The sequence below is a fragment of the Pseudomonas sp. Irchel s3h14 genome, assembly GCF_900187425.1.
GTDB lineage: Bacteria > Pseudomonadota > Gammaproteobacteria > Pseudomonadales > Pseudomonadaceae > Aquipseudomonas.
This window is the reverse complement of record NZ_FYDJ01000014.1, coordinates 18,362-43,069: the sequence shown is the minus strand read 5'-3', so window position 1 is coordinate 43,069 and position 24,708 is coordinate 18,362. Positions and strand designations below refer to the sequence as shown.

The following is a 24,708-nucleotide window of genomic DNA, read 5'->3' as shown; positions in this document are numbered from 1 at the left end:
AGCCCCGCATCTGCGGGGCTTATTGTTTGTTACGCGCTTACCTTTTTGACGCCGAGCTTTTTCAGCTCTTCGTCGCGCAACTCGCGGCGCAGGATCTTGCCAACGTTGGTGGTCGGCAGCGCGTCGCGGAACTCCACGGCTTTCGGCACTTTGTAGCCGGTGACGTTGGCGCGCATGTGCTCCATCACCTGCTCTTTGGTCAGCGTCACGCCCGGTTTGGCGACGATGAAGATCTTGATCGCCTCGCCCGATTTCTCGTCCGGCACCCCGATGGCTGCGCATTGCAGCACGCCCGGCAGGGTCGCGAGCACGTCTTCCAGTTCGTTCGGGTACACGTTGAAACCGGAGACCAGAATCATGTCTTTCTTGCGATCGACGATGCGCATGTAACCGTCAGGCTGGATCAGCGCGATGTCACCGGTCTTCAACCAGCCTTCGCTGTCGAGGATTTCATCGGTGGCGTCCTGACGCTGCCAGTAGCCCTTCATCACTTGCGGACCTTTCACACACAGCTCACCGATTTCGCCCATTGGCTGTTCAACGCCGGCATCGTCGATGACTTTGCACAGGGTCGACGGCACCGGAATACCGATGGTGCCGATCTGGATGTTCTGGATTGGATTGACGGTGGCCACCGGGCTGGTTTCGGTCATGCCGTAACCTTCACAGATGGCGCAACCGGTGACCGCTTTCCAGCGCTCGGCCGCGGCCAGTTGCAGGGCCATGCCACCGGACAGGGTGACTTTCAGCGCCGAGAAATCCAGCTTGCGGAAACCTTCGTTGTTGCACAGGGCGACAAATAGCGTATTGAGCCCGACGAAACCGCTGAATTTCCACTTCGACAGTTCCTTGACCATCGCCGTCAAATCGCGCGGGTTGCTGATCAGGATGTTGTGGTTGCCGATCAGCATCATCGCCATGCAATGAAAGGTGAAGGCATAGATGTGGTACAGCGGCAGCGGCGTGATCAGGACCTCGCAACCTTCATTGAGGTTGGAACCCATCAGCGCCTTGCACTGCAGCATGTTCGCCACCAGGTTGCGGTGGGTCAGCATCGCGCCCTTGGCCACGCCGGTGGTGCCGCCGGTGTATTGCAGCACGGCAACGTCGCCGCTGGCCGGGTTGGCTTCAGCGACTGGCTGGCCGTGGCCCTTGCTCAGTACGTCGTTGAACTTGATGGCCTTGGGCAAGTGATACGCCGGGACCATCTTCTTCACGTACTTGATGACGCTGTTGACCAACAGGCGCTTGAGCGGCGGCAGCAGGTCGGCCACTTCGGTGACGATCACGTGCTTGACGCCGGTTTTCGGCACGACGAGCTGGGCCAGGTGCGCCATGTTGGCCAGGCAGACCAGGGCTTTGGCACCGGAGTCGTTGAATTGGTGTTCCATTTCCCGCGCGGTGTACAGCGGGTTGGTGTTGACCACGATCAGCCCGGCGCGGATGGCACCGAAGACGGCGACCGGGTACTGCAACACGTTGGGCAGCTGCACGGCGATTCGATCGCCCGGCTGCAAGTCGGTATGCTGTTGCAGGTAAGCGGCAAAGGCACCGGACAATTCGTACAGTTCACCGTAGGTGATTGTCTTGCCCAGGTTGCTGAATGCCGGTTTGTCGGCAAAGCGTTGGCAGGACTGCTTCAACACCGCCTGAATATTCGGATACTCGTCCGGATTGATGTCGGCAGCAATCCCGGCAGGGTACTTATCCTTCCAAAAGTCTTCGATCATGGAAGCCCACTCCTCAGCAACGCGAATTCAAATACCGCATTTGATGCGATTATTATTGGTGTTTGATTATTGGTGAGTCTGGCTTTTAACAAGGCCGAGAAGTCACAAAGCGCGCCGAGAGTAGCAGCTTTGCAAAGGGCCGACCAGAGCCAAAAGAAGCCTCTACAGTCACTTTAATGACTCAAGAGTAGCAAGCGGTCATTTTAGAGCAAAAATTCTATACGACCTTGAAAGCCTCGTAAAACCGGGCCTTTCGCCCTTTAAAAGCATCGCGGGCAAGCCATGCTCCTACAGGTTCAGTGGTGTTCACAAAACATGTGAACGACATCGAACCCGTAGGAGCATGGCTTGCCCGCGATCCGCGCGAAGCGCGGCCATTCAAAGATCAAGCAATATCCCGCAACTCCCGCCGCAGAATTTTCCCAACCGGGGTCATCGGCAACGACTCACGCAAGACGATGTGCTTGGGCACTTTGTACGCCGTGAAGTTTTCCTTGCAGTAAGCCTTCAGCTCTTCAAGGCTGACACCCGTTTCACGGGCCACCACAAACAGCTTCACCGCCTCCCCCGACCGCTCGTCCGGCACACCGATCACCGCGCAGTTGGCGACTTTCGGGTGAGCCATGACCACGTCTTCGATCTCGTTCGGGTACACGTTGAAGCCCGAGACGATGATCATGTCTTTCTTGCGATCGACGATGCGCACAAAACCGTCCGGGTCGATCACCGCGATGTCGCCCGACTTGAACCAGCCCTCGGCATCCAGCACTTCGGCGGTGGCTTCGGGTTTCTGCCAGTAACCCTTCATGATCTGCGGGCCCTTGATGCACAGTTCGCCGCGCTCGCCCAGCGGCTGCTCGACGCCTTCATCGTTGATGACTTTCAGCGTGGTGCCCGGCACCGGCAGGCCGACTGTACCGAGCCGCGACTTGTCGCCGTACGGGTTGGTGCAGGCCACCGGCGAGGTTTCGGTCAGGCCGTAACCTTCGGTGATGCGGCAACCGGTGAGCTGTTCCCAGCGCTCGGCCGTGGCCTTGACCAGCGCGGTGCCGCCAGAGTTGGTGAGTTTCAGGCTGGAGAAATCCAGGGTCTTGAAATCCGGGTGGTCCATCAGCGCAACGAACAGCGTGTTGAGTCCCAGCAACGCCGAGAACCGCCAGTTCTTCAGCTCCTTGATGAAGCCCTTGATGTCTCGCGGATTGGTGATCAGCACGTTGTGGTTGCCCGACACCATCATGCACATGCAGTTCGCCGTGAAGGCATAGATGTGGTACAGCGGCAGCGGCGCGACCATGACCTCTTGCCCTTCGCGCAACAGCGGTTGGCCGTCATTACCGAACTGCTCCAGGCACGCCCGCACTTGCTGCATGTTGGCTACCAGGTTGCCGTGGGTCAGCATCGCGCCCTTGGCCAGGCCGGTGGTGCCGCCGGTGTATTGCAGCACGGCAATGTCGTCGAGCCCGACTTTCAGCGGCTTGATGCCCAGGCCCCGGCCCAGACTCAGCGCGCTCTTGAAGGAAGTGGCCTGCGGCAAGGAGTACGCCGGGACCATCTTCTTGACCTTACTCACCATCGTATTGACCAGCCAGCCCTTGGCGGTGGGCATCAGGTCGCCCATTTTCGCTTCGATCAGGTACTGGATGTCGGTGTCGGGCAGCACTTCCTGGACTTTCTGCCCGAACATGTTCAGGTAAATCAGCGCCCGGGCACCGGAGTCCTTGAACTGATGACGCATCTCCCGCGCGGTGTACAGCGGGTTGGTGTTGACCACGATCAGCCCGGCGCGCAAGGCACCGAACACGGCAATCGGGTAATGCAGGACGTTGGGCATCTGCACCGCAATCCGATCCCCCGGCACCAGGTCGGTGTGGGCTTGCAGGTAACCGGCGAACGCTGCGCTGTAGCGTTCCAGTTCGGCGTAGGTCAGGGTGACGCCCATGTTGCTGAATGCCGGGCGGTCAGCAAATTTCTTGCAGGAACGCTCGAACACCTCGATCACCGACTTATAGGCCCCTTGATCGATGTCCAGGGGCACGCCGGCCGGGCGTTTGTCATTCCAGAAATCAGGTTGCATTATTCTTGTCCTCTTTACCTGAACCTATCCGGGGCCGTTTTTCTGTCCTTCCTCTCTTATCCCTCAAAAAGCAGAAAAAGCGAAAAACGGAGCTTCACGGACACTAGCAGCTATGGCGAATCAGGCAAATATGCGCACGGTCGACATTGATCGCGTGAATCTTGCTGCCACGGCGTGGCCTGATCAGACGGCACGCTATGGATGCGCTATACAATGCAACGACCAAGCGCAAAGGAACCGCCATGATCCACGACACTTTCTGGCTGACCGCGAGTGACCGCAGCCGCCTCTTCGTCAACCAGTGGCTGCCCGCCGCGCCTTTAAAAGCAGTGATTCTGCTGGCCCATGGCATGGCGGAACACAGTGGCCGCTACGCCCGTCTGGCGGAAAAACTCTGTGATCAGGGCTACGGTGTGTATGCGCCGGACCTGCGTGGACATGGCAAAACTGCCGAAAACGGGACACTGGGCCATTTCGCCGACGATGACGGTTGGTGCAAGGTGGTCGGCGACCTGGCGAGCCTCAACCAGCACATCGGCCAACAACATCCCGGCGCGCCAATCGTGCTGCTCGGTCACAGCATGGGCAGCTACATCGCCCAGGCCTATCTGCTGCACCACAGCGCCAGCCTGCACGGTGCCATTCTCTGCGGGTCGAACTTCCAACCGGTGGCGCTCTATCGCGCGGCGCGGCAGATTGCGCGGTTAGAACGTTTGCGCCAGGGCCCGAAGGGTCGCAGTGCGCTGATCGAATGGTTGTCGTTCGGTTCGTTCAACAAAAAATTCAAACCGGCGCGCACTAAGTTCGACTGGCTCAGCCGCGACCCGGCGGAGGTCGACCTGTACGCCAACGACCCGCTCTGCGGCTTTCGCTGCACCAATCAGCTGTGGATCGATTTGCTCGGTGGGTTGCAGCAAATCAGCAAAGCGTCCAATCTCGCTCAGATTGATCCGGGCCTGCCGTTGCTGGTCATCGGCGGTGAATGTGATCCGGTGAGCGAAGGCAAGCGTCTGAAAGATCTGGCCCATGCGCTACGCGCGGCCGGCAGCCAAAGCCTGCAACTGACTATTTACCCGCAGGCACGGCATGAACTGTTCAACGAGAGCAACCGCGATGAAGTGATCAATGACGTGTTGAGCTGGATCGCCCAGGCGCTGAGCCACCGTCGACCGCCCAGATCGGAATAGTTTTTTTGAATTTATTTATTCGTGACAGGAATTGAAACAGATGACCCAGGTTACCAACACCCCTTACGAGGCCCTTGAAGTCGGCCAGACCGCCAGCTACAGCAAGACGGTCGAAGAGCGCGACATTCAGTTGTTCGCCGAGATGTCCGGCGATCACAACCCGGTGCACCTGGACGCTGAATTCGCCGCCGGCACCATGTTCAAGGAACGCATCGCTCACGGCATGTTCAGCGGTGCGCTGATCAGCGCTGCCGTTGCCTGCGAGTTGCCTGGGCCGGGGACTATCTATATCGGTCAGCAGATGAGCTTTCAGAAGCCGGTGAAGATTGGCGACACGCTGACCGTGCGTCTGGAGATTCTCGAGAAGCTGCCGAAGTTTCGTGTGCGGATTGCCACTCGCGTGTTTAACCAGCGCGATGAATTGGTAGTGGATGGCGAGGCGGAGATTCTGGCGCCGCGTAAGCAGCAGACGGTGACGTTGCCTACCCTGCCGGCGATCAGCATCGGCTGATTTGCAAGTCCGCTGATCGCTCCCAGGCTCCGCGTCACTGGTGTCCGGGAAAAACTGAAGGGGGAGCTTGCTCCCCCTTGCTGCCTCTGAGCCAAATCAGAGATTGCGCGATAACGCCCTGCGCACGCTCTCACTGTTCAGCTTAGGGCTTTCAGTCTCGGCAGGGGGTTGCGCCGGTGCAGGACTTTCGACCTGGAAAGAGATTTCAGCCTGGACCGGGCTTTCAATTTGAACAGGGCTTGGCGCCTGGCCGCGACTGGCGACCCGATTGTCCAGCTTCTCGATGTAGGCGTTCAAATCGCTAATCAGCAGTTTCTTGCGCTGGGAGCCCTGATACCACGCGTAGCAAAAATAGCCCGTCGCCGCCAGGAAGCCTAGCCCGGCTGTAGCAAGACCGGCGACGCACAATCCAAGCACGATCAGCACCGTCTTCCAGTTAAAGGGCGACAGCTCCAACTCGGTATTCAGCGCGTTCGCGTCACGCAGCACCCAGCGCTTGGACGCCGTGTGGTTTTGCAAAATGGTGTGCAGCGGCGAACCATCCTTCTTCAAGGCACTGATCAAAGAGATTTCCTGACCTGTGCGCAAAGGAATGTCCACGCCGCGCAGCTTTACATCGTGCTCGACGCCGTCCGGGGTTCTGACCCAGAACTCATGATTGATGATCGAAACAGAACTGATGCGCACAGGCGTCACATCACCATCGTTACCGTTCACATGAACGCCGCCCGTGGATGTCACGCGGGTCTCGCTGAGTTTTTCGCTGCCCACCACTTCACCGCTCAAGACAGTGAAAGAAACGGTTTTATCGCCATGGGTGAAGTCGTGCATTTCGATTCCTTGATTGACCCACGTCGATCGACGTGCAGGAGAAAGATCCGTATGCGGCGAATGCTACTAAGTAGCCATTACGCTGTCCAGAATTCACCCCCACTAGTGACGCTCTGCAGCGCCAGTTCTCCGCCGATCAAAGTCTTGATCGCGAACTGCAAGGCGCGGCGGTCAGGTGCGAACAAGGCCTGCAAAGTGATGGGCACGTATATTCCGTCCAGCGTTAAATGCCGAACACAAAAAAACGCCAGGGCTGGCTGGCGTTTTTGACAGATAACGAACGCTTATGAGCGTGCGCGAGCCTGATTACGCAGGGCTTTCACCTGATCGTGGTTACGTTGTACGCCGTGATACTGGCGTTCAACGATGTCACGAATGCTCACCAGGTTGTCCTTGTTGATTTTTTCCAGTGCGTCCTTGTAAGCCTTCAGCGCGTGGTCTTCACCACGTTCGGCTTCGTTCAGCACTGCCTCTTCATCCTTGCCAGTGAACATCGCCTTCACGTCGACCCAGCGACGGTGCATATCGCCGCTGACGCTGGTGGAGGTTTCCGGATCACCGCCCAGGGAACGCACAGTGGCCTGCAGCTCGGCAGCGGCAGCAGCGCAGTCGGCGGAGCGCTGAACGAACAGGGTTTTGAGTTCAGGGTGTTTGATGTCTTCAGCGCAAGTCTTGAACCCTTCCTGACCGTCTTTGCTGGTTTCAATCAGGTCGTTGAGTACAGAGATGGCTTCTTTATTCATGTCGGTCATTTTTCAATTCCTCGCGGTTAATGAAAGATGCAATAGGTCTTGCACCCTGCATGCCAGCTTGGAACTGACTACTTACTACTTATATTTCAATCGCTTATCGTTTAACGCGAAATCTGTATCCGCTTTTTTTGCATGATCTGTCATTTGGCCTGCATGCAGAATGCCTGTATTTTCCAGACTGTTTGAATCAAGACGACTGATTGATGAACCCTGAAAAGCTCGAACTGTTGATTACCCGTGAAATGCCCTTCGGCAAGTACAAGGGCCGAATCATTGCCGACCTCCCCGGCCAATACCTGAACTGGTTCGCTCGGGAAGGTTTCCCCCATGGCGAACTCGGCGGCTTGCTGGCCTTGATGCAGGAAATCGATCACAACGGCTTGTCGGAGCTGCTCGAACCGCTACGCGCCAAACATGGCAAACCCGCCCCTCGCCATTGACCCGACACCCATACCTGGCCCCTGATTGAGTAGCCCATGCCCGATAACACCCGCCGTGCCCGTGACGAAGCCTTCTGGCGAACCTTTGCCGACCGATATGCGGTTGAACCCGGCCCGATCAACCTCGAAAACGGGTACTTCGGGCGCATGTCGCGCACGGTGGTCGAGGAGTATCAGCGCAACATCGAACTGATCAACCGCAGCAACTCGGTGCATGTGCGACAACGCTTCGAACAGGGCGAAAGCCTGGAGATTCGCAAACAGCTCGCCGAGCTGGTGGGCGTACCCGCCGACGCTGTCGCCTTCACCCGCAACGCTTCGGACGGTCTGCAATCGCTGATCCGCAACTACAACCGTCTGACGCCGGGCGATCAGGTGCTGATCTGTGATCTGGAATACGACACGGTCAAAGGGGCCATGCGCTGGCTGGCACGTCATCGCGGCGTCGAGGTGATCGAGATCGAACACCCGCACCCCGCCAGTTTCGACAGTTTGCTGGCCACTTACCGCGAAGCCTTCGTGCGTTATCCACGACTCAAACTGATGGCCCTGACCCACGTCACCCATCGCTCGGGGTTGGTGATGCCGGTGCAGGCCATTGCCGCAGCCGCCAGGGAACATGGCATCGACGTGATCCTCGACGGCGCCCATGCGCTCGGCCAGCTCGAGTTCAATCTCGAGGAACTGGGCATCGCCTTTGCTGGCTACAACCTGCACAAATGGATCGGTGCACCGCTGACTCTGGGCTTCATTTACATCGCCCCCGAGCGCCTGACCGATATCGACCCGGACATGGGCGAGATGCATTTCCCGGTCACCGACATTCGCGCCCGCACGCCGTACAGCACGCCCAACATCCCGGCGCTGCTGACCCTGCCGCTGGTGTTCGAGGAGCATCGGGCCATGGGCGGTTCCGCCGCCAAGGGCTCTCGGCTCAATTACCTGCGCAACCGCTGGGTGCGCGCGGTACGCGAGTTGCCGGGGATCGAAGTCATGACCCCGGACGACCCGCGACTGTATTGCGGCATCACCTCGATGCGCTTTACCCGGCATGCCGATCAACAGGCGATGGTCGAGCGGCTGCTCAAGGACTACAACCTGTTTACCGTGGCGCGCAGTGGTGCCGCGAGTGGTCCGTGCATTCGCATAACGCCGGGGCTCACCACCACGGCTGCAGACATGGATTTGCTGGCCCGGGCGCTGACCGAGCTGCGCTGACGTCACACGGTGTATTTGTCGAAGTCCTCGGGCTTGATCTGCGTCGACACCGCGAAGGTGTCGATAGCGATGGTCATGCGCCCGAAAAAGCCGTCTTCTTTCGAATCTCGGCCCAGGGTGTGAACGTTCAGGGTCGAGGCTTCGCCGTCCATGCTTTCATAGAAAAAGTCTTGATCGTTGGTCAGTGGCGAGACGGATCGACCGCGGTACTCCCTGGCGTTGAGTACCGAGCGCGAGGCCACCTCGGGAAAGTAGAGCTGACCGACCCAGGCAACATGCCTCTCTTCCAGGTAGTTGTTGCCTTCCATAATGCGTACGACGACGTGAATGTGCAGGGCACGGCCGGCGTAGAACCCCGGATAGATCGTGGTAAACCGCACGATGCCGTTCTTGTCCGTGAATTGTCCGCCACGCAGGTAAGTGTCGTCGTCGGTTCGTGGGATCGAGCCTATGTCGCCGACGTCGACTTCCTTGTCCGGATTGACCTTGCTCCAACCCGAATACGCACCGCGTGCGTTGCAGTGCCAGATATCCACCAACGCGTCAGTCACCGGTTGACCGGTCATGGCATCGACAATCGCCAGCCTCAGCACCAAGGGGATGCCATCCATCCCTTCGCTGATGTTCCGTCTGATCAATTTTGGATTTCGGAAATAGGGACCGGCGATCTGTTCGGGTGAAAGCAGGTAAACCGCGGGTGAGGGTGAAACCGGAGTGTTGTCTTCCATGACGTTCTCTCTTCCATAAGATGAACGCAGGTTAACGCTGGACGAGCAGCGAGATGCGGTAACTATGTATCGCATGATGTCGATCTGTAGCAGCTGCCGAAGGCTGCGTTCGGCTGCGTAGCAGTCGTGAATCCGGCTTACGCGGTCTGCCTGACGTACCGCAATCTCTGGTTTTACGACTGCTACGCAGCCGAACGCAGCCTCGCAGGCTCGGCAGCTGCTACAAAGAGCGAGTCGACAGCCAAGAGGGGTTTTCATCGGGCAAAAAAAAACGGTGCACCGACCAAGCGCACCGTAAAGCCGTAGAACACACAACGAAGTGTTTGGTAAAAGCCGATCAGTCCAGCAGCGCCAATGCCTCGGCGGTGCATTCCTGAATGCGGGCCCAGTCGCCGTTCTTGATCCACTCAGGATCAAGCATCCAGCTACCGCCCACGCACATCACGTTTTTCAACGCCATGTAGCTCTTGATGTTGGCCGGGCTGACGCCGCCAGTCGGGCAGAATTTCACTTCGCCGAACGGGCCGCCGAGGGCCTTGATGGCCGCAACGCCGCCACTGACTTCCGCCGGGAACAGCTTGAAGCGGCGATAACCCAGACCGTAGCCTTCCATGATGCCGGAGGCGTTGCTGATGCCTGGCAACAGCGGAATCGGGCTGTTGACGCTGGCTTCCAGCAGGTCACGGGTGATGCCCGGCGTGACGATGAACTGCGAACCGGCCGCTTCGGCAGCCGCCAGCATGTTGCGATCCAGCACAGTGCCAGCACCGGTCACCAGTTCCGGGCGTTGCTCGCGCAGAATCTGGATAGCCTTGAGGCCGAACTGTGAACGCAAGGTCACTTCCAGGGCTGTCAGGCCACCGGCCGCGAGGGCGTCGGCCAGCGGCAGAATGTCCTGCTCGCGAGCGATGGTGATCACCGGCAGGATCCGCGCCTTGGCGCAGAGGCTGTCGATCAGGGCAACTTTGTCCGCCATGGAAACGGTCGGGGATGGGGTTGTCATAGCGGCTGTTCCTTGGCTCATGGGCACCAGTAAATCTCTAACGTAGGTTGCAGAAACGCGCGAATCGGCATGGCGGCGACATCGTCACCGGCCAATGCGGCACTCAAGGTGGTCAGCTTGGACTGACCGGAAATCGATAGAACGGTGGTCTTGGCCGAGGCCAGAAGCGCGCGGCTCATGGTCAGGCGCTGATGCGGCACGGTCGGCGCCAGCATCGGGTAGCAACGACGTGTGCCGTCGGCTTTCAAGGCATCGCTCAGGTTCGGGCTGTTGGGGAACAGCGACGCGGTGTGACCGTCGTCGCCCATGCCGAGTATCAACACGTCGATCGACGGCAATTCCGCGAGCAAGCGATCCGCCTGCTCGGCCGCCAGTTCAAGGTTGGCAGTGGCGCTGTACAGACTCAGGAACTGAGCCTTGGCCGCCGGACCTTGCAACAGGTAACGCTTGAGCAGACCGGCATTGCTGTCGGCGTGTTCAACCGGCACCCAGCGCTCGTCGGCCAGGGTGACCACCACGTTCGACCAGTCCAGCGTCTGCTTGGCCAGGTGTTGGAAAAACGCCACCGGGCTGCGTCCACCGGAAACCACCAAGGTCGCAGTGCCGCGCGCGTCGATCGCGTCACTCAGTTGCTTGGCCACATTCAACGCCAGGCCTTCGGCCAGCAGCACCGGGCTTTTGAACGCATGGGCGCTGACGCCCTGAGGCAGTTTCAATTCAGATATCGCCATACCACGACCTCCCATCCCGCGTAATCAGAGCAATGGAGCTCATCGGCCCCCAGGACCCGGCCGCGTACGGCTTGGGCGCATCACCGGATTTTTTCCACCCGGCGATCAACTGGTCACACCACTTCCACGCGGCTTCGATTTCATCTTTACGGACAAACAGGTTCTGATTGCCGCGCATCACTTCCAGCAACAACCGCTCGTAGGCATCGGGAATCCGTGCGCTGCGATAAGTGTCGGAAAAATTCAGCTGCAACGGACCGCTGCGCAGCTGCATGCCCTTGTCCAGGCCTTGTTCTTTGGTCATCACGCGCAAGGAAATGCCTTCGTCCGGTTGCAGGCGGATAATCAGCTTGTTGCTGATTTGCAGGCGCTGCTCGGGAGCGAAGATGTAGTGGGACGGTTCCTTGAAGTGGATGACGATCTGCGACAACTTCTGCGGCATGCGCTTGCCGGTACGCAGGTAAAACGGCACACCGGCCCAACGCCAGTTGCGGATATCGGCACGCAGCGCAACGAAGGTTTCGGTGTCGCTCTGGGTGTTGGAGTTCGGCTCTTCCAGGTAACCGGGAACCGATTTGCCTTCGCTGTAACCGGCGATGTACTGACCGCGCACAACCTGAGTGGTCAGGCCTTCCGGGCTGATCGGCGCCAGCGCCTTGAGCACTTTGACTTTCTCGTCACGGATGCTGTCGGCGGACAGGTCGGCCGGCGGGTCCATGGCGATCAGGCAAAGCAGTTGCAGCAGGTGATTCTGGATCATGTCCCGCAGCTGGCCGGCCTTGTCGAAGTAACCCCAGCGACCTTCGATCCCGACTTTCTCGGCCACGGTGATTTCCACGTGGGAGATATAATTCTGGTTCCACTGGGTTTCGAACAGGCTGTTGGCGAAACGCAGGGCGATCAGGTTCTGGACGGTTTCTTTGCCCAGGTAGTGGTCGATGCGGTAGGTGCGGTTCTCCGGGAAGAACTGCGCCACGGCGTCGTTAACCTTGCGCGAGGATTCCAGGTCCGAACCGATGGGTTTTTCCAGCACCACGCGGGTGTTTTCGGTCAAACCGACTTTCGACAGGTTCTCGCAGATCGCGCCGTAAACGGCGGCCGGAGTCGCGAAGTAGGCAATCACCCGCTGGGCGCTGCCAGCCATTTCGGCCAGGGCGACGTAATCGTCAGCCTTGAGGAAGTCGACGTGCAGGTAACTCAGGCGGGCCAGGAAGCGTTCGACCACGGCTTCGTCCAGCTCTTTGGCGACGACGTAGCGGCGCAGCTCTGAGGCGATGAACGCCAAATGCTGCTGCTCGCTGCCAGGCTCACGGGCCAGCGCGATAATTCGCGTGTCCTCGTGCAAAAGGCCTGCGCCATCGAGCTGATAAAGGGCAGGAAACAGCTTGCGCAGGGCCAGATCGCCGAGGGCGCCGAACAAGGCAAAGGTGCACGGTTCAACCGTAATCGAAGGCATGATGTTTGTTCTTTTATCAAGTTAAGCTACAAATACCTTTTTTTAAGGCATCACTCAAGGGAAAATGTAGTAATAACCACAACATTTTCGCAAAATACAGATTCCGAGTGGTGGACGGTCGGAGCCATCAGTAGGATAGGCCACCGTTACGGGCCCGATCAAAGTCCCAATTTGCATAGCCGGGGCCCTTATTTGCATTGCTCTCATGTTTGCAGAGCTAAGGAACATATATGGACCGCGTGCGAAATTTACTGGAACAGATCCAGAATCGCCTTGAAGACCTGAACAAGGCGGAACGCAAAGTCGCCGAAGTAATCCTGCTCAACCCAGAGCAGGCCACCCGCTTCAGCATCGCCGCCCTCGCCCAGGCCTCTAAAGTCAGCGAGCCGACGGTCAACCGTTTCTGCCGTTCGTTCGGCGTCAGCGGCTACCCGGAACTCAAGCTTCAATTGGCTCAGAGCCTGGCCAGTGGCGCGGCGTATGTCAGCCGTGCGGTCGAGGCTGACGACAATCCGGAAGCCTATACCAAAAAGATTTTCGGCAGTGCCATCGCCTCTTTGGACAGTGCGTTGCAGGCGCTTGACCCGAACCTGATCAGCCGCGCCGTCGACCTGTTGATCCAGGCCCGGCAGATCCACTTCTTCGGCCTCGGCGCCTCGGCCCCGGTGGCGCTGGATGCGCAGCACAAGTTCTTCCGCTTCAACCTGGCGGTCACCGCCCATGCGGACGTGCTGATGCAGCGCATGATTGCGTCGGTGGCGCACACCGGCGAGTTGTTCGTGATCATTTCCTACACCGGCCGTACCCGCGAACTGGTGGAAGTGGCGCGTATTGCCCGGGAAAACGGCGCTTCGGTGCTGGGCCTGACGGCCGAGGGTTCGCCACTGGCCAAGGCCAGCACGTTGAGCCTGAACATTCCGCTGCCGGAAGACACCGACATCTATATGCCGATGACGTCGCGGATCATTCAGCTGACCGTGCTGGACGTGCTCGCCACTGGCATGACTTTGCGCCGAGGTGTGGATTTCCAGCCGCATTTGCGCAAGATCAAGGAAAGCTTGAATGCCAGTCGGTATCCGATTGGGGATGAGTTTAATTAACCCACGCCGATCGTTCCCACGCTCTGCGTGGGAATGCAGCCCGTGACGCTCCGCGTCACTGGACGCGGAGCGTCCCTTGAGGCATTCCCACGCAGAGCGTGGGAACGATCCCCCCAACCCTTGCCTGCAAACTCAAATGCGCCCTCTCCCCCGGTGCCAGGCTCAGGCTATCGGTCCCGCCGCTCGCCGCTTCCACACACACAAACTCGGAAATTTCATTCCAGCTCACCCCCAGCAATGGCCGTGAGCCCGGATGCCAGACCACCGTGTCCGCACGGTCACCGGTATCGATGCACAACTCGCGCTGCCAGGCGTGGTCCTTGATCTGTAATTCGCCGTCATGCTGGAACACCCGCTGACAGCCACCCTCTACCCGCAATTCGCCTTCCTGATGACAAATCTGACGGTTCAACTGGTCGTAACCCTGCGCCCCGTCGAGACCAGACAGCGCTACCTCACCGACATCACCAATACGCCAATAAGCATGCAACGCCTGACTCAATTGACACGGCAGGCTGTCCTGATGCTCGGTGCTCAGGCGTAAATCCATGCGTTCGCCCAAGTGCGCGCGCAGGTCCACTTGCCAGTCGCACAACTGAAGTTGCCAGTGTAAGCGCACGCCATCGTCGTCACTGCTGCTGTCCAGCAGCTTCCAGTCGATCAGTCGTGCCCAGCCATGGGACGGCCAGGCGTTTTCGCTCGGATGACGGCCATACCACGGCCAGCACACCGGAACGCCGCCACGAATCGCGCCGACCTGCGGCCACTTCGCCGCGCACCAAAGCCAGGGTTTCTGGCCCTTTGGCTGGAAGTGCAGCAACTGCGCACCCTGCCGACTGAACACCGCCTGACACAGCGGATGGTCGATCACCAGCACGTCGCGCTTCTGATAGCGCTCCCACGCAAACACCGGACGTTCGCGCAAGGATTTGAAGAAGCGTTGTAGCGGATGCTCATGCATGTGCCACGGTCCTGAAAATCACCCGGGGTGCGCAGCCCCCAAAAAAAAGCGGACAGCCTGGGCTGTCCGCAAAAATGCGCACATGGAGAGGAGCTTATCGCAACAGCGTTAGAACACCGACTGAATTTTCAGGCCGGCGACCAGCGCGTTGTCGACTTCATCAACACCACCCGGGTGAGTGATGTATTGCAGGTTAGGACGCACGGTCAGCCAGTTGGTAACGTGGAAGCCGTAGTTGATCTCGTAGTTGTACTCGGTGCTACGCAGCGGCGAGAACAGTGGATCCTCGTATTCGGTAACACCATTGGAGGCGTTGACCAGCTCGGCGTTTTTCTTCACGTCATCGTTGACGTGGATACGGGCGAAACCGATACCCATGTCATCTTTTGGACGTGCATCGAACGGGCCCTTGTACACAAACATCAGCGACTGGTAGTTGTCGACGAAGTTGGTGTCCTTGTCGTGGAAAGTGGCGTTGGCTGCGATGTTCAGACCGCGGGACGCGTCACCGTTATGGCTGGTGAGTTGTTGCTGCGCCACGAACCAGTAACCGTGCTTGCTATCGTGGCTGCGATAGGCGTTACCGCTGGTTGCTGCATCATTGCCGTCGGCATCCTTGCGGACGTCATCGGCATTGGCCGTGCTTTTGTAGTAACCGACACGGTATTCGCCCGGCAGGTTGCCAGGGTTCGGCAACCAGACCAGTTCGACTGGCAAGACCGTGCCCTCGGTACCACTGCCGCTGAGCTTGAAGCCGTTACCGTGCTCCAGTTGCGAAGGGTTCTGGTTGTACGCGCCGATCTGCGCATAGAACTCAGGCGAGATGTTGTACTTCACGCGGACCGCAGCCTGCATGACCGGCCAGTTGTACCAGATGTTGGTCGCCCAGTTACCCGCTTGGGAACCGCAGAATGCCAGGTTCTGGAACTCGCACGGGAAGGTGTTGAAGTCCTCGCCTTCGCCAAAGTAACCGGCCTTGACGTCCAGTTTACCGTCGAGGAACTGGTGCTTGATCCACAATTGGGTCAGACGGACCATATGGCCACGGCCGTAGACTTCCTGGGACGAACTCAAGGTGCCGGCACGCGGGTCGCCAACACGGTCATTGGAGATGTTCTCACCGTTACGGTTGGTGAGCTGGATCTTGGCCTGGGTGTTATCCCAGCCCCACAGTTTTTGCAGGTCCAGCGCCACGCCCAGACCAAACTGGTCGGCGTAACGCGCAGTCTTGTCGTCGTTGTAGCCGCCGTGGAGGTTGGCGCCCACTTCACCGACGTAGTCCATCTTGATGTCGATACCCTGCTCGATCAGCCTGGTCCGCTCGCCACCCCAATCACCGGTCATCCATTCGGAATCGGCGCTGAACGCGTCAGCCGCGTGCACACTACCGGCCAGCATCATTGCCGCAACGGCTGACAACTGGCAGATAAGCTGAGCGTTGTTGTTGTTCTTCATCCCTACATCCTCGTTTTATTGTTATTAACTGTTTTTATTTAACGCGGTGACATCGGTTGCGACGGGCGACAGACCGCCCGCCACGGACTCCCCCTGTGGGAGCGGGCTTGCTCGCGAATGCGGTCTGATATCCAACGGAGATGCCGACTGTTACACCGCTTTCGCGAGCAAGCCCGCTCCCACATTTTTGATCTTCAGCGGCCTTTGAATTGGGTGACGTTGGCAGCCCGTGTTTCGGCTTGCGGCTGACCGGCCACCCCCAGGCGTTCACCGGTCTTGGCATCGAACAGCAGCACTTTCGATGGATCGAATTGCAGGGTCAGGGTCTCGCCCACGGCCGGTGCAACGTCCGGCGCCAGACGGCAGCAGACTTTGGTTTCGTTGAGATTGACGAACACCAGGGTGTCGGGACCGGTCGGCTCAGTGACCTGGACTTCGGCGCGAATGATCGGCAAACCATTCGGCTCGCTGCCCGCCAACACGATCTGCTCAGGGCGCATGCCGAGGATCACTTCGCGGTCTTCAAGACCGGCGTCCTGCATGCCCAACGGCAATTCGCAACGCGCCTGACCACTATCAAGCAGCGCCACCAGACGACCGTCCTTGCGCTGCAAACGCAGCGGGATGAAGTTCATCGGTGGCGAACCGATGAAGCTCGCCACGAACAGGTTGGCCGGGTTGTTGTAGATGTCTTTCGGCGTGCCGAATTGCTGAATGATCCCGTCCTTCATCACCGCCACTTTGTCGCCCAGGGTCATGGCTTCGATCTGGTCGTGGGTCACGTAGACCGTGGTGGTTTTCAGGCGCTGGTGCATCAGTTTCATTTCGGTGCGCATCTCGACGCGCAGCTTGGCGTCGAGGTTGGACAGCGGTTCGTCGAACAGGTAAATCTTCGGCCGCCGCGCCAGGGCACGGCCCATCGCCACGCGCTGCTGCTGGCCACCGGAGAGCTGGCCGGGCTTGCGGCTGAGCAGGTGTTCGATCTGCAACAGCTTGGAAACCCGAGCGACCTCTTCGTCGATTTCGGCCGCCGGCATTTTGCGAATCTTCAAACCGAACGCGATGTTGTCGCGCACGCTCATCGTCGGGTAGAGCGCGTAGGACTGGAACACCATGGCGATGTCGCGATCTTTGGGGCTCATGCCGCTGATGTCGGCGTCATCCACCAGGATCGCGCCGCCGCTGATGTTTTCCAGACCGGCGATGCAGTTCATCAAGGTGGATTTACCGCAGCCCGACGGGCCGACCAGAATCAGGAACTCACCGTCATCGATCTTCAGTTCGATGTTTTTCAGGGTGTCCGGCAAACCGGCGCCGTAGGTCTTGTTGACGTTGCGTAATTCGAGAGTTGCCATTGTTCTACCCCTTGACCGCGCCGGACGTCAGCCCACGCAGGAAATACTTGCCAGCGAATATGTAGACCAGCAGTGTCGGCAGCCCGGCGATCATCGCGGCGGCCATATCAACGTTGTATTCCTTGGCCCCGGTGCTGGTGTTGACCAGGTTGTTCAGGGCCACGGTAATTGGCTGGGCATCGCCACTGGCGAAGACCACGCCGAACAGGAAGTCATTCCAGATTTGGGTGAACTGCCAGATCAGGCAGACCATCACGATCGGGATCGACATCGGCAGCAGGATCTTCCAGAAAATCGTGAAGAAGCCTGCGCCATCAAGGCGTGCAGCCTTGACCAGTGCATCCGGAATGCTCACGTAGTAGTTGCGGAAGAACAGCGTGGTGAACGCCAGGCCGTAGACCACGTGCACCAGCACCAAACCAGTGGTGGTGTTGGCCAGGCCGAACTTGCCGAGGGTGAACGAGGCTGGCAGCAACACGGTCTGGAACGGCAGGAAGCAGCCGAACAGCAGCAGACCGAAGAACAGTTGCGAACCCCGGAAGCGCCACATCGACAGCACGTAACCGTTCATGGCACCGATGAAGGTGGAGATCAGGACCGCCGGCACGGTGATTTTCACCGAGTTCCAGAAGTAGCCGCCGACAACGTCCCAGGCTTTGATCCAGCCGATGCCGTCAATCACTTGCGGCCAGCTCAGCAGGTTGCCGGTGCGGATGTCTTCCGGGGATTTGAAACTGGTCAGCAGCATCACCACCAGCGGGATCAGGTAGATCGCGGCGGCCAGCAACAAGGTTGCGTAGATCGCAATGCGGCTGAAGCTGATCGCCGGTTTTCCGAGTTGATTACTCATGGCGTTTGCCTCGCAATTCGGAGTACAGGTACGGCACCAGAATCGCCAGGATCGCGCCGAGCATCATCATGGCGCTCGCCGAACCTATGCCCATCTGGCCACGGCTGAAGGTGAAGGAATACATGAACATCGCGGGCAGGTCAGACGAGTAGCCCGGGCCGCCAGCGGTCATTGCCGCCACCAGGTCGAAGCTCTTGATCGCGATGTGCGCGAGGATCATGAAGGCGCTGAAGAACACCGGGCGCAGGCTCGGCAACACGATCTTCAGGTAGATGGTCGGCAGGCTCGCACCATCGACTTGCGCGGCACGGATGATCGATTGATCGACACCACGCAGGCCGGCCAGGAACATCGCCATCACAAACCCGGAGGCTTGCCACACGGCTGCGATCACCAGGCAATACACCACGCGATCCTGATCCACCAGCCAGTCGAGACGGAAGCCTTCCCAGCCCCAGTCACGCAGCATTTTGTCCAGGCCCAGGCCTGGGTTGAGCAGCCATTTCCACGCGGTACCGGTGACGATCATCGAGAGCGCCATCGGGTACAGGTAAACGGTGCGGATGAAGCCTTCCTTGCGAATGCGCTGATCCAGCAGCACCGCCAGGAACACCCCCAGCACCAGGCTGATGCCGATGAACATGCCGCCGAAGACCGCGAGGTTTTTGCTTGCGACCCACCAGCGATCGTTGTCCATCAGGCGGATGTATTGCTGCAGACCGACCCATTTGTAGCTCGGCATGAAGCTGGAATTGGTGAAGGACAGAACGAATGTCCAGATGATGTAACCGTAAAAACCAACCAGGACGATCAGCATGCTTGGCGCCAAAACCAGTTTGGGGAGCCAGCGCTGCAGTGCGTCGAACGGTGAGGCTTTGCTGAAAACCGCCACAGAGCTCATCGGGATAATCCAGGTGAAGAGAAATGGAATCGGCACGGCGATCCCTTGTGGGAGCGGCGGTTCGGCGCTCCGACTTGCTCGCGAAAGCGGTGTGTCAGTCGACATCAATGTTGAATGTCAGTCCGTCTTCGCGAGCAAGCCCGCTCCCACACAGGGTCACGCGGCGTCAGGGATTACTGGGCGGCTTTGACGGCCGATGCCAGTTGGGCACTGGCCTTGGCCGGGTCAGCGTTCTTGTCGTTCATGAAGTTGGTCACCACATCGAAGATCGCGCCCTGCACGGCCAGGGAAGTGGCCATGTTGTGCGCCATGCTCGGTTGCAGGCCGCCAGTCTTCTCGTCTGCAAGGAAATCCTTGGCAGCCGCTTGAGCGCAGGAATCGAAGCCCAGACCGCTCATGTCGTTAAGCATGTCGGTACGTACCGGGATCGAGCCTTTGTTGATGCTGAAGACTTTCTGGAAGTCTTTACCCAGGGCGACCTTGGCCAGGTCTTGCTGAGCGGCGATGTCGCCTTTGCGATCGGCTTTGAGCTTGAACACAGCCATCGAGTCGATGTTGTAGGTGAAGGCTTTTTCAGTGCCCGGGAACGGCACGCACTGGTAGTCCTTGCCCGCTACTTTCTTGGCAGCGGTCCATTCGCTCTTGGCCCAGTCGCCCATCATCTGCATACCGGCCTTGCCGTTGATGACTTCGGCGGCCGCGATGTTCCAGTCACGACCGGCGCGATTCGGGTCCATGTAGCCAGTGAGTTTTTTCAGCTCGGTGAACGACTTGGTCATCTCGGCGCCCGAGAGGGTTTTCTGATCCAGGTTTACCAGGGCTTTCTTGTAACCGTCCGCGCCCATGACCGAGAGCACCACGTCTTCAAACACGGTGCTGTCCTGCCAAGGCTGGCCACCGTGGGCAAGCGCGATGAAGCCTGCGGCTTTCAGCTTGTCGCCAGCGGCATAGAATTCTTCGAGGGTAGTAGGAGCTTTTTCGATCCCGGCTTTCTTGAAGACTTCCGGGTTGATCCACAGCCAGTTGACGCGGTGAATGTTCACCGGCACGGCGACGTAGTCACCTTCGTACTTGACGGTGTCGGAGACTTTCTTCGACAGCAGGCCATCCCAGCCTTCGGACTTGGCAACGTCTTTCAGGGTATCGGTGCTGAGCAGGCCAGTGCTGCCCCACTCCTGGATATCCGGACCTTTGATCTGTGCAACGCCCGGCGGGTTACCGGCGACGGCGCGGCTTTTGAGTACGGTCATGGCAGTGGAACCGCCGCCACCGGCGACTGCGCCGTCCTTCCAGGTGAAGCCGTCTTTTTCGACTTGGGCCTTCAGAACATCGACCGCAGCCTTTTCACCACCAGAGGTCCACCAGTGAACGACTTCCACCGAACCTTTGGAATCGGCAGCAAGCGTACTCAGCGGGAATGCAGACAGAGGAAGCAGTGAGGCGAGAGAAATGACAGTAGCGAGGCGAGAAATCGCATTCATCTAGTAGTACCTTTCTTGTTGTTATGCATGCAAGTCTGGTGCTTGCGCTGCATAGGATTTTAAACAGGAGTGATCCCCTCGCAGGTAACGAAGGGACGTTCGAATGTCACCACATGGTTACACAGGAGCGCTCTGGGATAACTGTGCCAGGGCAGTCGCCATGCTTGGCGCCAGAGGCAATCGCGGGATCAATACGGCTTGCCAGGCGTGATAAAGATCAGGCTTACCAGCCCAGATATCGGCGCTCGGACGGTTCTGCGGATCGAGCTCGTGGCGCCAGCTGCCGCTTTCGCGGTCGATGAAATGGCTGTCGCAGAATTCCCAAAAAAGTCGGTACCAGCTTTCGTATTGCGCATCGCCTGTGCGTTTAAGCAGCGCACTGGCGGCGGCGCTGGCTTCGCAATGGGTCCAGTGCAGACGATGGCGAACCACGGCGCGATTGTCCCAGTCGAGGGTGTAAACAATCCCCGGCGCCCCGTCGACATCCCAGCCGTGACGGCAGTTGTGGTCGAAGAGTTTCTGCGCGTCGGTGGCGAGCCAGCCCGGCGTGAGCATCCCGGCCTTAACCCGCGCAGCTTCAAGATGCAGCATCAGCCGGGCCCATTCGAAACCGTGGCCCGGCGTGGTGCCGTAGGGGCGAAAACCATCGGCCGGGTTGTCGTGGTTGTAGTCGCGAAGCGGCTGCCAGTCGCGGTCGAAATGCTCGACCACCAGGTAATCGTTGGCAGCGGCGTGACCGTGGATGACGCGCTCGACGATGCGCTGCGCGCGGCACAGCCAGCGGTTCTCTTCGGTGACATCGGCCAACGCGAGAAAGGCTTCGGTGGCGTGCATGTTGCTGTTGGCACCGCGATAGCTTTCCTCTTCACTCCAGTCGCGGTTGAAGGATTCACGCATCGCGCCCTCCTCCTCGCACCAGAAATGCGTGTCGATGATGTGGATGGCATCGTCGAGCAAGGCCTGCGCGCCGGGACGCTGAGCGACGACCGCAGAACTGGCGGCCAAGGCAACGAAGGCGTGCAGGTAAGCCGCTTTGTCGGTGTTGTCGTCGCGATGCTCGGGGGCAGCGAACCAGCCACCGTGTTCGGCGTCACGCAATGGACCGCTGAGGGCTTTGATGCCGTGATCCACCAGCTCGGCGAAACCCGGCAAGCCCTGAATATGGGCCATGGCGAAGCTGTGGGTCATGCGCGCGGTGTTCATGGTTTCGGCGTGGGCGCTGACCGGAAGGCAGCCCTTTTCATCAAGATTGCCGAAACCTTCGGGAAGCTTCGAAGCCTTGGCAAACGCCAGCAGGCGCAGGCCTTCGGCGGCGAGCCAGTGCTGATGGGCGGGTGCGTTCAGCCAACTGCTGAACGCGGGTTGGAAGGTGTCCATGGGGTGCCTTTTTTGTTGTTATGACTGGGGGCAGTCTAAACAACGGGCGGTGGCGGGCTTGTAACGAAGGGGGCGAGTTATGTCACCGACTTGTGACATTTGACTGGATGAATGTGCTGAATGGTCTGACGTCTTCGCGAGCAAGCCCGCTCCCACATTTGAATGCATTCCATCTGAATGAACTCGGCCAAATGTGGGAGCGGGCTTGCTCGCGAAGAACGATAACGCAGTCTCACTAATCAACACTGCGCGGCAAGTGCAACGTCACCCGCAACCCGCCTTCACGCAGGTTTTGCAGGCTCACTTCGCCGCCATGGCTATGCGCAATATTTCGCGCAATCCCCAACCCCAACCCATAACCCTGCTGCTGCCCGGCCAGGCGGAAATGCGGTTCGAACACCTGCTCCATCCGCTGTTCCGGCACGCCCGGCCCTTCATCGTCCACATGCAGGATGAACGCACTCTGGTCGTCATCAATGTGCAAATGCGCTTTCTGCCCATACTTCAAGGCATTGTCGATCAGGTTGCCGATGCAACGCTTGAGCGCCAGCGGCTTCCCCGGATACGCCGCCAGCGCACGCCCTTGCTGAGTAACGCGACCATTGCCGTTGGGCGCCAGATACGGCTCCACCAGACAATCAAGCACGTGATTGAGGTCCACCGGCTCGATGTTTTCGTGGATGTCGGTGTCTTTCACGCATTGCAGCGCGCCTTTGACCAGCAGCTCCAACTCATCCAGATCACGACCGAACTTGGCTTGCAGCGTTTCGTCCTCGAGCAATTCAACCCGCAACCGCAAGCGGGTAATCGGTGTGCGCAGGTCATGGGAAATCGCGCTGAACAACTGGCTGCGCTCGGTCAGGTAACGGCTGATACGTTCGCGCATCGCATTGAAGGCGCGGCCGACTTCGACCACTTCACTGCCGCCGCCCTCCGCCACGGGTTCGACTTCCGCGCCGAGGGACATGTCCCGTGCTGCCCGCGCCAAACGCTTGAGCGGCCGGCTCTGCCAGTGCACCAGCAGGCCAATGAACAACAGCAAAAAGCCGCTGGTGAGCACGATGAACCAGACCTGTTGTGCCGGCAGGCCTTGTTCTTCAAGACTGGTGTAGGGCTCGGGCAACAGCGAGGCGATGTACAGCCACTCGCCCGGTGCCATCTGGATTTGCGTGACCAATACCGGCGGGTTTACCGGCTCCAGAGTCAGCGCGTAGTGCGCCCAGGAGCGAGGCAATTCATCGAGTTTCAGACCACCGTTGAAGATCCGCAGGTCTTCGGGGCTGACGAACGTCACCGAGATATCCGTGTCCTGACCCAGGGACTGACGCAACACTTCGTCCACCGCTTTGAGCACGGCTTCCTTGCGCGGGGTGATTGGCAGCACTTCCATGCCCAAGGGTTTGTCGTTGAGCGTCACCACAAAACGGGTGCCGCCCATGCTGCGCAACTGGTCGAGTACCAATGGCCGAAACGCGACCGGCAGAGAGCGGAAGTAACTGACGCTGGCGGTCATCGAATGAGCAAGGCTACGGGCGCTGGTGACCAGGCCTTCAAGCTGCGTGGCGCGCAATTGCGAGACCCAGATCACGCTCGACAGCGTCTGGGCGAACAACACCGCCAACAGCGTCAGCAGCAACATCCGCCCGAGCAGCGAACGCGGCACGGGAATCCGTGCGGCGAGCTTGCGGAAAAACTCAGTGGCCATTGCTGGCAACCACATTGGCGGCCAGTTGGTAGCCGCTGCCGCGCACGGTACGGATCAGCCGCGGTGGTTTTTCGGTGTCGCGCAGGCGCTGGCGCAATCGGCTGACGGCCATGTCGACGATGCGATCCAGCGGCATCAAATCGCGGCCACGGGTGGCGTTGCCGATGGTGTCGCGATCGAGGATTTCCTGGGGGTGATCGAGGAACAGTTTCAGCAGCGCGAAATCGGCGCCGGAGAGAATCACTTCTTCGCCGTCGATGTGGAACAGGCGATGGCTGACCATGTCCAGCCGCCAGTCATCGAAGGCCAGCACTTCGCTGCCGGAACGTTCCTGGCCGAACTGCGCGCGACGCAACAAGGCTTTGATGCGCGCCTGTAATTCACGCGGGCTGAAGGGTTTGCCAAGGTAATCGTCGGCGCCCAATTCCAGACCGATGACGCGGTCGGCCTCGTCGGAACTGGCCGTGAGCATGATGATTGGCACCTGCGCCTGACGCGGGTGCTGACGGATCCAGCGGCAGAGGCTGAAGCCGTCTTCGTCCGGCAGCATCACGTCGAGGATCACCAGATCGCTCGGTGCCTCGTTCATCGCCTGACGAAAGCCTGCACCGTCAGGCGTGGTACGAACCTGGAAGCCGGCGCGGGTCAGGTAGGTGTCCAGCAACTCGCGTATCTCTTGATCGTCATCGACCAACAAAATCGACTTGTTGACTGAGCTCACGGGGCGGCGTCCTTGTTGTTTGAATTGGGCGGATTATGCCTGATCGTGCGTAAATCTATGTTGTCTGTCATGGCCCCATCGCGAGCAAGCTCGGCTCCTACAGGTATAGGGTTGGTCGCCATTTTTGTGAACGACTCCAAT

General features: G+C 59.2%; 23 protein-coding genes. 5 read left to right on the top strand and 18 right to left on the bottom strand.

Translation table 11 applies throughout. From position 1 onward, the window contains the following. Positions 1 to 29: 29 nt before the first annotated feature. Together fadD1 and fadD2 are read right to left on the bottom strand one after the other, a co-directional pair. Complete coding sequence (gene fadD1, locus CKW16_RS22905) at positions 30 to 1,730, bottom strand: long-chain-fatty-acid--CoA ligase FadD1 (RefSeq protein ID WP_095130870.1); 1,701 nt, start codon at positions 1,728 to 1,730, stop codon at positions 30 to 32. A 385-nt stretch (positions 1,731 to 2,115) separates the two neighbouring features. Continuing rightward, on the bottom strand, positions 2,116 to 3,804 hold the full coding sequence (fadD2, locus tag CKW16_RS22900) for a long-chain-fatty-acid--CoA ligase FadD2 (RefSeq protein ID WP_095130868.1): 1,689 nt from the start codon (positions 3,802 to 3,804) through the stop codon (positions 2,116 to 2,118). A 242-nt stretch (positions 3,805 to 4,046) separates the two neighbouring features. On the opposite strand from fadD2, the gene CKW16_RS22895 reads away from it, so the two are divergent. Together CKW16_RS22895 and CKW16_RS22890 are read left to right on the top strand one after the other, a co-directional pair. After that, the gene (locus CKW16_RS22895; protein ID WP_095130866.1) at positions 4,047 to 4,991 is read left to right on the top strand and encodes an alpha/beta hydrolase; all 945 of its coding nucleotides are present in this window, start codon (positions 4,047 to 4,049) and stop codon (positions 4,989 to 4,991) included. 40 nt (positions 4,992 to 5,031) lie between these two features. Next, positions 5,032 to 5,502 carry a MaoC family dehydratase gene (locus CKW16_RS22890; protein WP_095130864.1) on the top strand — a complete coding sequence of 157 codons (471 nt, stop codon included), beginning with the start codon at positions 5,032 to 5,034 and terminating at the stop codon, positions 5,500 to 5,502. Between the two features lie 478 nt (positions 5,503 to 5,980). Here CKW16_RS22890 and CKW16_RS32940 read toward each other — a convergent pair whose 3' ends face one another. The 3 genes from CKW16_RS32940 to CKW16_RS22880 form a co-directional block, all read right to left on the bottom strand. Next, entirely contained in the window at positions 5,981 to 6,151 is a 171-nt protein-coding gene (locus CKW16_RS32940) for a hypothetical protein (RefSeq protein ID WP_371918048.1), read from the bottom strand. Between the two features lie 259 nt (positions 6,152 to 6,410). Next, on the bottom strand, positions 6,411 to 6,539 hold the full coding sequence (locus CKW16_RS32690; protein WP_256580538.1) for a hypothetical protein: 129 nt from the start codon (positions 6,537 to 6,539) through the stop codon (positions 6,411 to 6,413). Between the two features lie 78 nt (positions 6,540 to 6,617). Then, positions 6,618 to 7,085: a PA2169 family four-helix-bundle protein gene (locus tag CKW16_RS22880; protein ID WP_095130860.1), complete on the bottom strand. Its 468-nt coding sequence runs from the start codon at positions 7,083 to 7,085 to the stop codon at positions 6,618 to 6,620. Positions 7,086 to 7,288: 203 nt separating this feature from the next. Between CKW16_RS22880 and CKW16_RS22875 the strand changes: the two genes are divergently transcribed. Together CKW16_RS22875 and CKW16_RS22870 are read left to right on the top strand one after the other, a co-directional pair. Continuing rightward, positions 7,289 to 7,525, top strand: coding sequence for a DUF3820 family protein (locus CKW16_RS22875; protein ID WP_007949456.1), 237 nt, complete (start codon positions 7,289 to 7,291; stop codon positions 7,523 to 7,525). A 36-nt stretch (positions 7,526 to 7,561) separates the two neighbouring features. Further along, on the top strand, positions 7,562 to 8,743 hold the full coding sequence (locus CKW16_RS22870; RefSeq protein WP_095130858.1) for an aminotransferase class V-fold PLP-dependent enzyme: 1,182 nt from the start codon (positions 7,562 to 7,564) through the stop codon (positions 8,741 to 8,743). 2 nt (positions 8,744 to 8,745) lie between these two features. Here the strand turns inward: CKW16_RS22870 and CKW16_RS22865 are convergent, their stop codons facing one another. The 4 genes from CKW16_RS22865 to zwf all read right to left on the bottom strand — a co-directional run bounded on the left by CKW16_RS22865 (position 8,746) and on the right by zwf (position 12,661). Further along, positions 8,746 to 9,471, bottom strand: coding sequence for an intradiol ring-cleavage dioxygenase (locus tag CKW16_RS22865; protein ID WP_095130856.1), 726 nt, complete (start codon positions 9,469 to 9,471; stop codon positions 8,746 to 8,748). Between the two features lie 337 nt (positions 9,472 to 9,808). Next, the gene (locus CKW16_RS22855) at positions 9,809 to 10,474 is read right to left on the bottom strand and encodes a bifunctional 4-hydroxy-2-oxoglutarate aldolase/2-dehydro-3-deoxy-phosphogluconate aldolase (protein WP_008151112.1); all 666 of its coding nucleotides are present in this window, start codon (positions 10,472 to 10,474) and stop codon (positions 9,809 to 9,811) included. A gap of 17 nt (positions 10,475 to 10,491) precedes the next feature. Then, positions 10,492 to 11,205 (bottom strand): 6-phosphogluconolactonase, encoded by a 714-nt coding sequence (gene pgl / locus CKW16_RS22850; RefSeq protein WP_095130852.1) that lies wholly within the window; start codon positions 11,203 to 11,205, stop codon positions 10,492 to 10,494. Continuing rightward, on the bottom strand, positions 11,192 to 12,661 hold the full coding sequence (gene zwf, locus CKW16_RS22845) for a glucose-6-phosphate dehydrogenase (protein WP_008151108.1): 1,470 nt from the start codon (positions 12,659 to 12,661) through the stop codon (positions 11,192 to 11,194). The genes pgl and zwf overlap by 14 nt, the downstream gene beginning before the upstream one ends. 239 nt (positions 12,662 to 12,900) lie before the next feature. On the opposite strand from zwf, the gene CKW16_RS22840 reads away from it, so the two are divergent. Then, positions 12,901 to 13,761, top strand: a complete 861-nt coding sequence (locus CKW16_RS22840; RefSeq protein ID WP_173667542.1) for a MurR/RpiR family transcriptional regulator — start codon at positions 12,901 to 12,903, stop codon at positions 13,759 to 13,761. 55 nt (positions 13,762 to 13,816) lie between these two features. Here the strand turns inward: CKW16_RS22840 and CKW16_RS22835 are convergent, their stop codons facing one another. The 9 genes from CKW16_RS22835 to CKW16_RS22790 form a co-directional block, all read right to left on the bottom strand. Beyond that, positions 13,817 to 14,722, bottom strand: coding sequence for a D-hexose-6-phosphate mutarotase (locus CKW16_RS22835; RefSeq protein ID WP_095130851.1), 906 nt, complete (start codon positions 14,720 to 14,722; stop codon positions 13,817 to 13,819). Between the two features lie 108 nt (positions 14,723 to 14,830). After that, complete coding sequence (locus CKW16_RS22830; RefSeq protein ID WP_095130849.1) at positions 14,831 to 16,177, bottom strand: carbohydrate porin; 1,347 nt, start codon at positions 16,175 to 16,177, stop codon at positions 14,831 to 14,833. A gap of 194 nt (positions 16,178 to 16,371) precedes the next feature. Beyond that, positions 16,372 to 17,532 carry an ABC transporter ATP-binding protein gene (locus tag CKW16_RS22820; protein WP_095130845.1) on the bottom strand — a complete coding sequence of 387 codons (1,161 nt, stop codon included), beginning with the start codon at positions 17,530 to 17,532 and terminating at the stop codon, positions 16,372 to 16,374. 4 nt (positions 17,533 to 17,536) lie between these two features. Beyond that, a complete protein-coding gene (locus tag CKW16_RS22815) occupies positions 17,537 to 18,382 on the bottom strand; it encodes a carbohydrate ABC transporter permease (protein WP_008155862.1) in 846 nt (281 codons plus the stop codon). Further along, positions 18,375 to 19,283 carry a carbohydrate ABC transporter permease gene (locus tag CKW16_RS22810; RefSeq protein ID WP_007902369.1) on the bottom strand — a complete coding sequence of 303 codons (909 nt, stop codon included), beginning with the start codon at positions 19,281 to 19,283 and terminating at the stop codon, positions 18,375 to 18,377. Before CKW16_RS22810 ends, CKW16_RS22815 begins: the two co-directional genes overlap by 8 nt. 173 nt (positions 19,284 to 19,456) lie before the next feature. After that, positions 19,457 to 20,764: an ABC transporter substrate-binding protein gene (locus tag CKW16_RS22805; RefSeq protein ID WP_095130843.1), complete on the bottom strand. Its 1,308-nt coding sequence runs from the start codon at positions 20,762 to 20,764 to the stop codon at positions 19,457 to 19,459. 117 nt (positions 20,765 to 20,881) lie between these two features. Next, positions 20,882 to 22,141, bottom strand: a complete 1,260-nt coding sequence (locus CKW16_RS22800) for an AGE family epimerase/isomerase (protein ID WP_095130841.1) — start codon at positions 22,139 to 22,141, stop codon at positions 20,882 to 20,884. Positions 22,142 to 22,376: 235 nt separating this feature from the next. Then, positions 22,377 to 23,846 (bottom strand): ATP-binding protein, encoded by a 1,470-nt coding sequence (locus tag CKW16_RS22795; RefSeq protein ID WP_095130840.1) that lies wholly within the window; start codon positions 23,844 to 23,846, stop codon positions 22,377 to 22,379. Further along, positions 23,836 to 24,567, bottom strand: coding sequence for a response regulator (locus tag CKW16_RS22790; RefSeq protein ID WP_008155851.1), 732 nt, complete (start codon positions 24,565 to 24,567; stop codon positions 23,836 to 23,838). Before CKW16_RS22790 ends, CKW16_RS22795 begins: the two co-directional genes overlap by 11 nt. Positions 24,568 to 24,708: the final 141 nt, after the last annotated feature.

Bases quoted from the DNA above. Each gene is read 5' to 3' on its own strand.
- CKW16_RS22835 (WP_095130851.1), bottom strand. From the start codon at position 14,722: ATGCATGAGCATCCGCTACAACGCTTCTTCAAATCCTTGCGCGAACGT.
- pgl (WP_095130852.1), bottom strand. From the start codon at position 11,205: ATGGCGATATCTGAATTGAAACTGCCTCAGGGCGTCAGCGCCCATGCG.
- fadD1 (WP_095130870.1), bottom strand. From the start codon at position 1,730: ATGATCGAAGACTTTTGGAAGGATAAGTACCCTGCCGGGATTGCTGCC.
- CKW16_RS22895 (WP_095130866.1), top strand. From the start codon at position 4,047: ATGATCCACGACACTTTCTGGCTGACCGCGAGTGACCGCAGCCGCCTC.
- CKW16_RS22830 (WP_095130849.1), bottom strand. From the start codon at position 16,177: ATGAAGAACAACAACAACGCTCAGCTTATCTGCCAGTTGTCAGCCGTT.
- CKW16_RS22855 (WP_008151112.1), bottom strand. From the start codon at position 10,474: ATGACAACCCCATCCCCGACCGTTTCCATGGCGGACAAAGTTGCCCTG.
- zwf (WP_008151108.1), bottom strand. From the start codon at position 12,661: ATGCCTTCGATTACGGTTGAACCGTGCACCTTTGCCTTGTTCGGCGCC.
- CKW16_RS22795 (WP_095130840.1), bottom strand. From the start codon at position 23,846: ATGGCCACTGAGTTTTTCCGCAAGCTCGCCGCACGGATTCCCGTGCCG.
- CKW16_RS22865 (WP_095130856.1), bottom strand. From the start codon at position 9,471: ATGGAAGACAACACTCCGGTTTCACCCTCACCCGCGGTTTACCTGCTT.
- CKW16_RS22800 (WP_095130841.1), bottom strand. From the start codon at position 22,141: ATGGACACCTTCCAACCCGCGTTCAGCAGTTGGCTGAACGCACCCGCC.
- CKW16_RS22820 (WP_095130845.1), bottom strand. From the start codon at position 17,532: ATGGCAACTCTCGAATTACGCAACGTCAACAAGACCTACGGCGCCGGT.
- CKW16_RS22870 (WP_095130858.1), top strand. From the start codon at position 7,562: ATGCCCGATAACACCCGCCGTGCCCGTGACGAAGCCTTCTGGCGAACC.
- CKW16_RS22805 (WP_095130843.1), bottom strand. From the start codon at position 20,764: ATGAATGCGATTTCTCGCCTCGCTACTGTCATTTCTCTCGCCTCACTG.
- CKW16_RS22890 (WP_095130864.1), top strand. From the start codon at position 5,032: ATGACCCAGGTTACCAACACCCCTTACGAGGCCCTTGAAGTCGGCCAG.
- CKW16_RS22880 (WP_095130860.1), bottom strand. From the start codon at position 7,085: ATGACCGACATGAATAAAGAAGCCATCTCTGTACTCAACGACCTGATT.
- fadD2 (WP_095130868.1), bottom strand. From the start codon at position 3,804: ATGCAACCTGATTTCTGGAATGACAAACGCCCGGCCGGCGTGCCCCTG.
- CKW16_RS22810 (WP_007902369.1), bottom strand. From the start codon at position 19,283: ATGAGCTCTGTGGCGGTTTTCAGCAAAGCCTCACCGTTCGACGCACTG.
- CKW16_RS22875 (WP_007949456.1), top strand. From the start codon at position 7,289: ATGAACCCTGAAAAGCTCGAACTGTTGATTACCCGTGAAATGCCCTTC.
- CKW16_RS22815 (WP_008155862.1), bottom strand. From the start codon at position 18,382: ATGAGTAATCAACTCGGAAAACCGGCGATCAGCTTCAGCCGCATTGCG.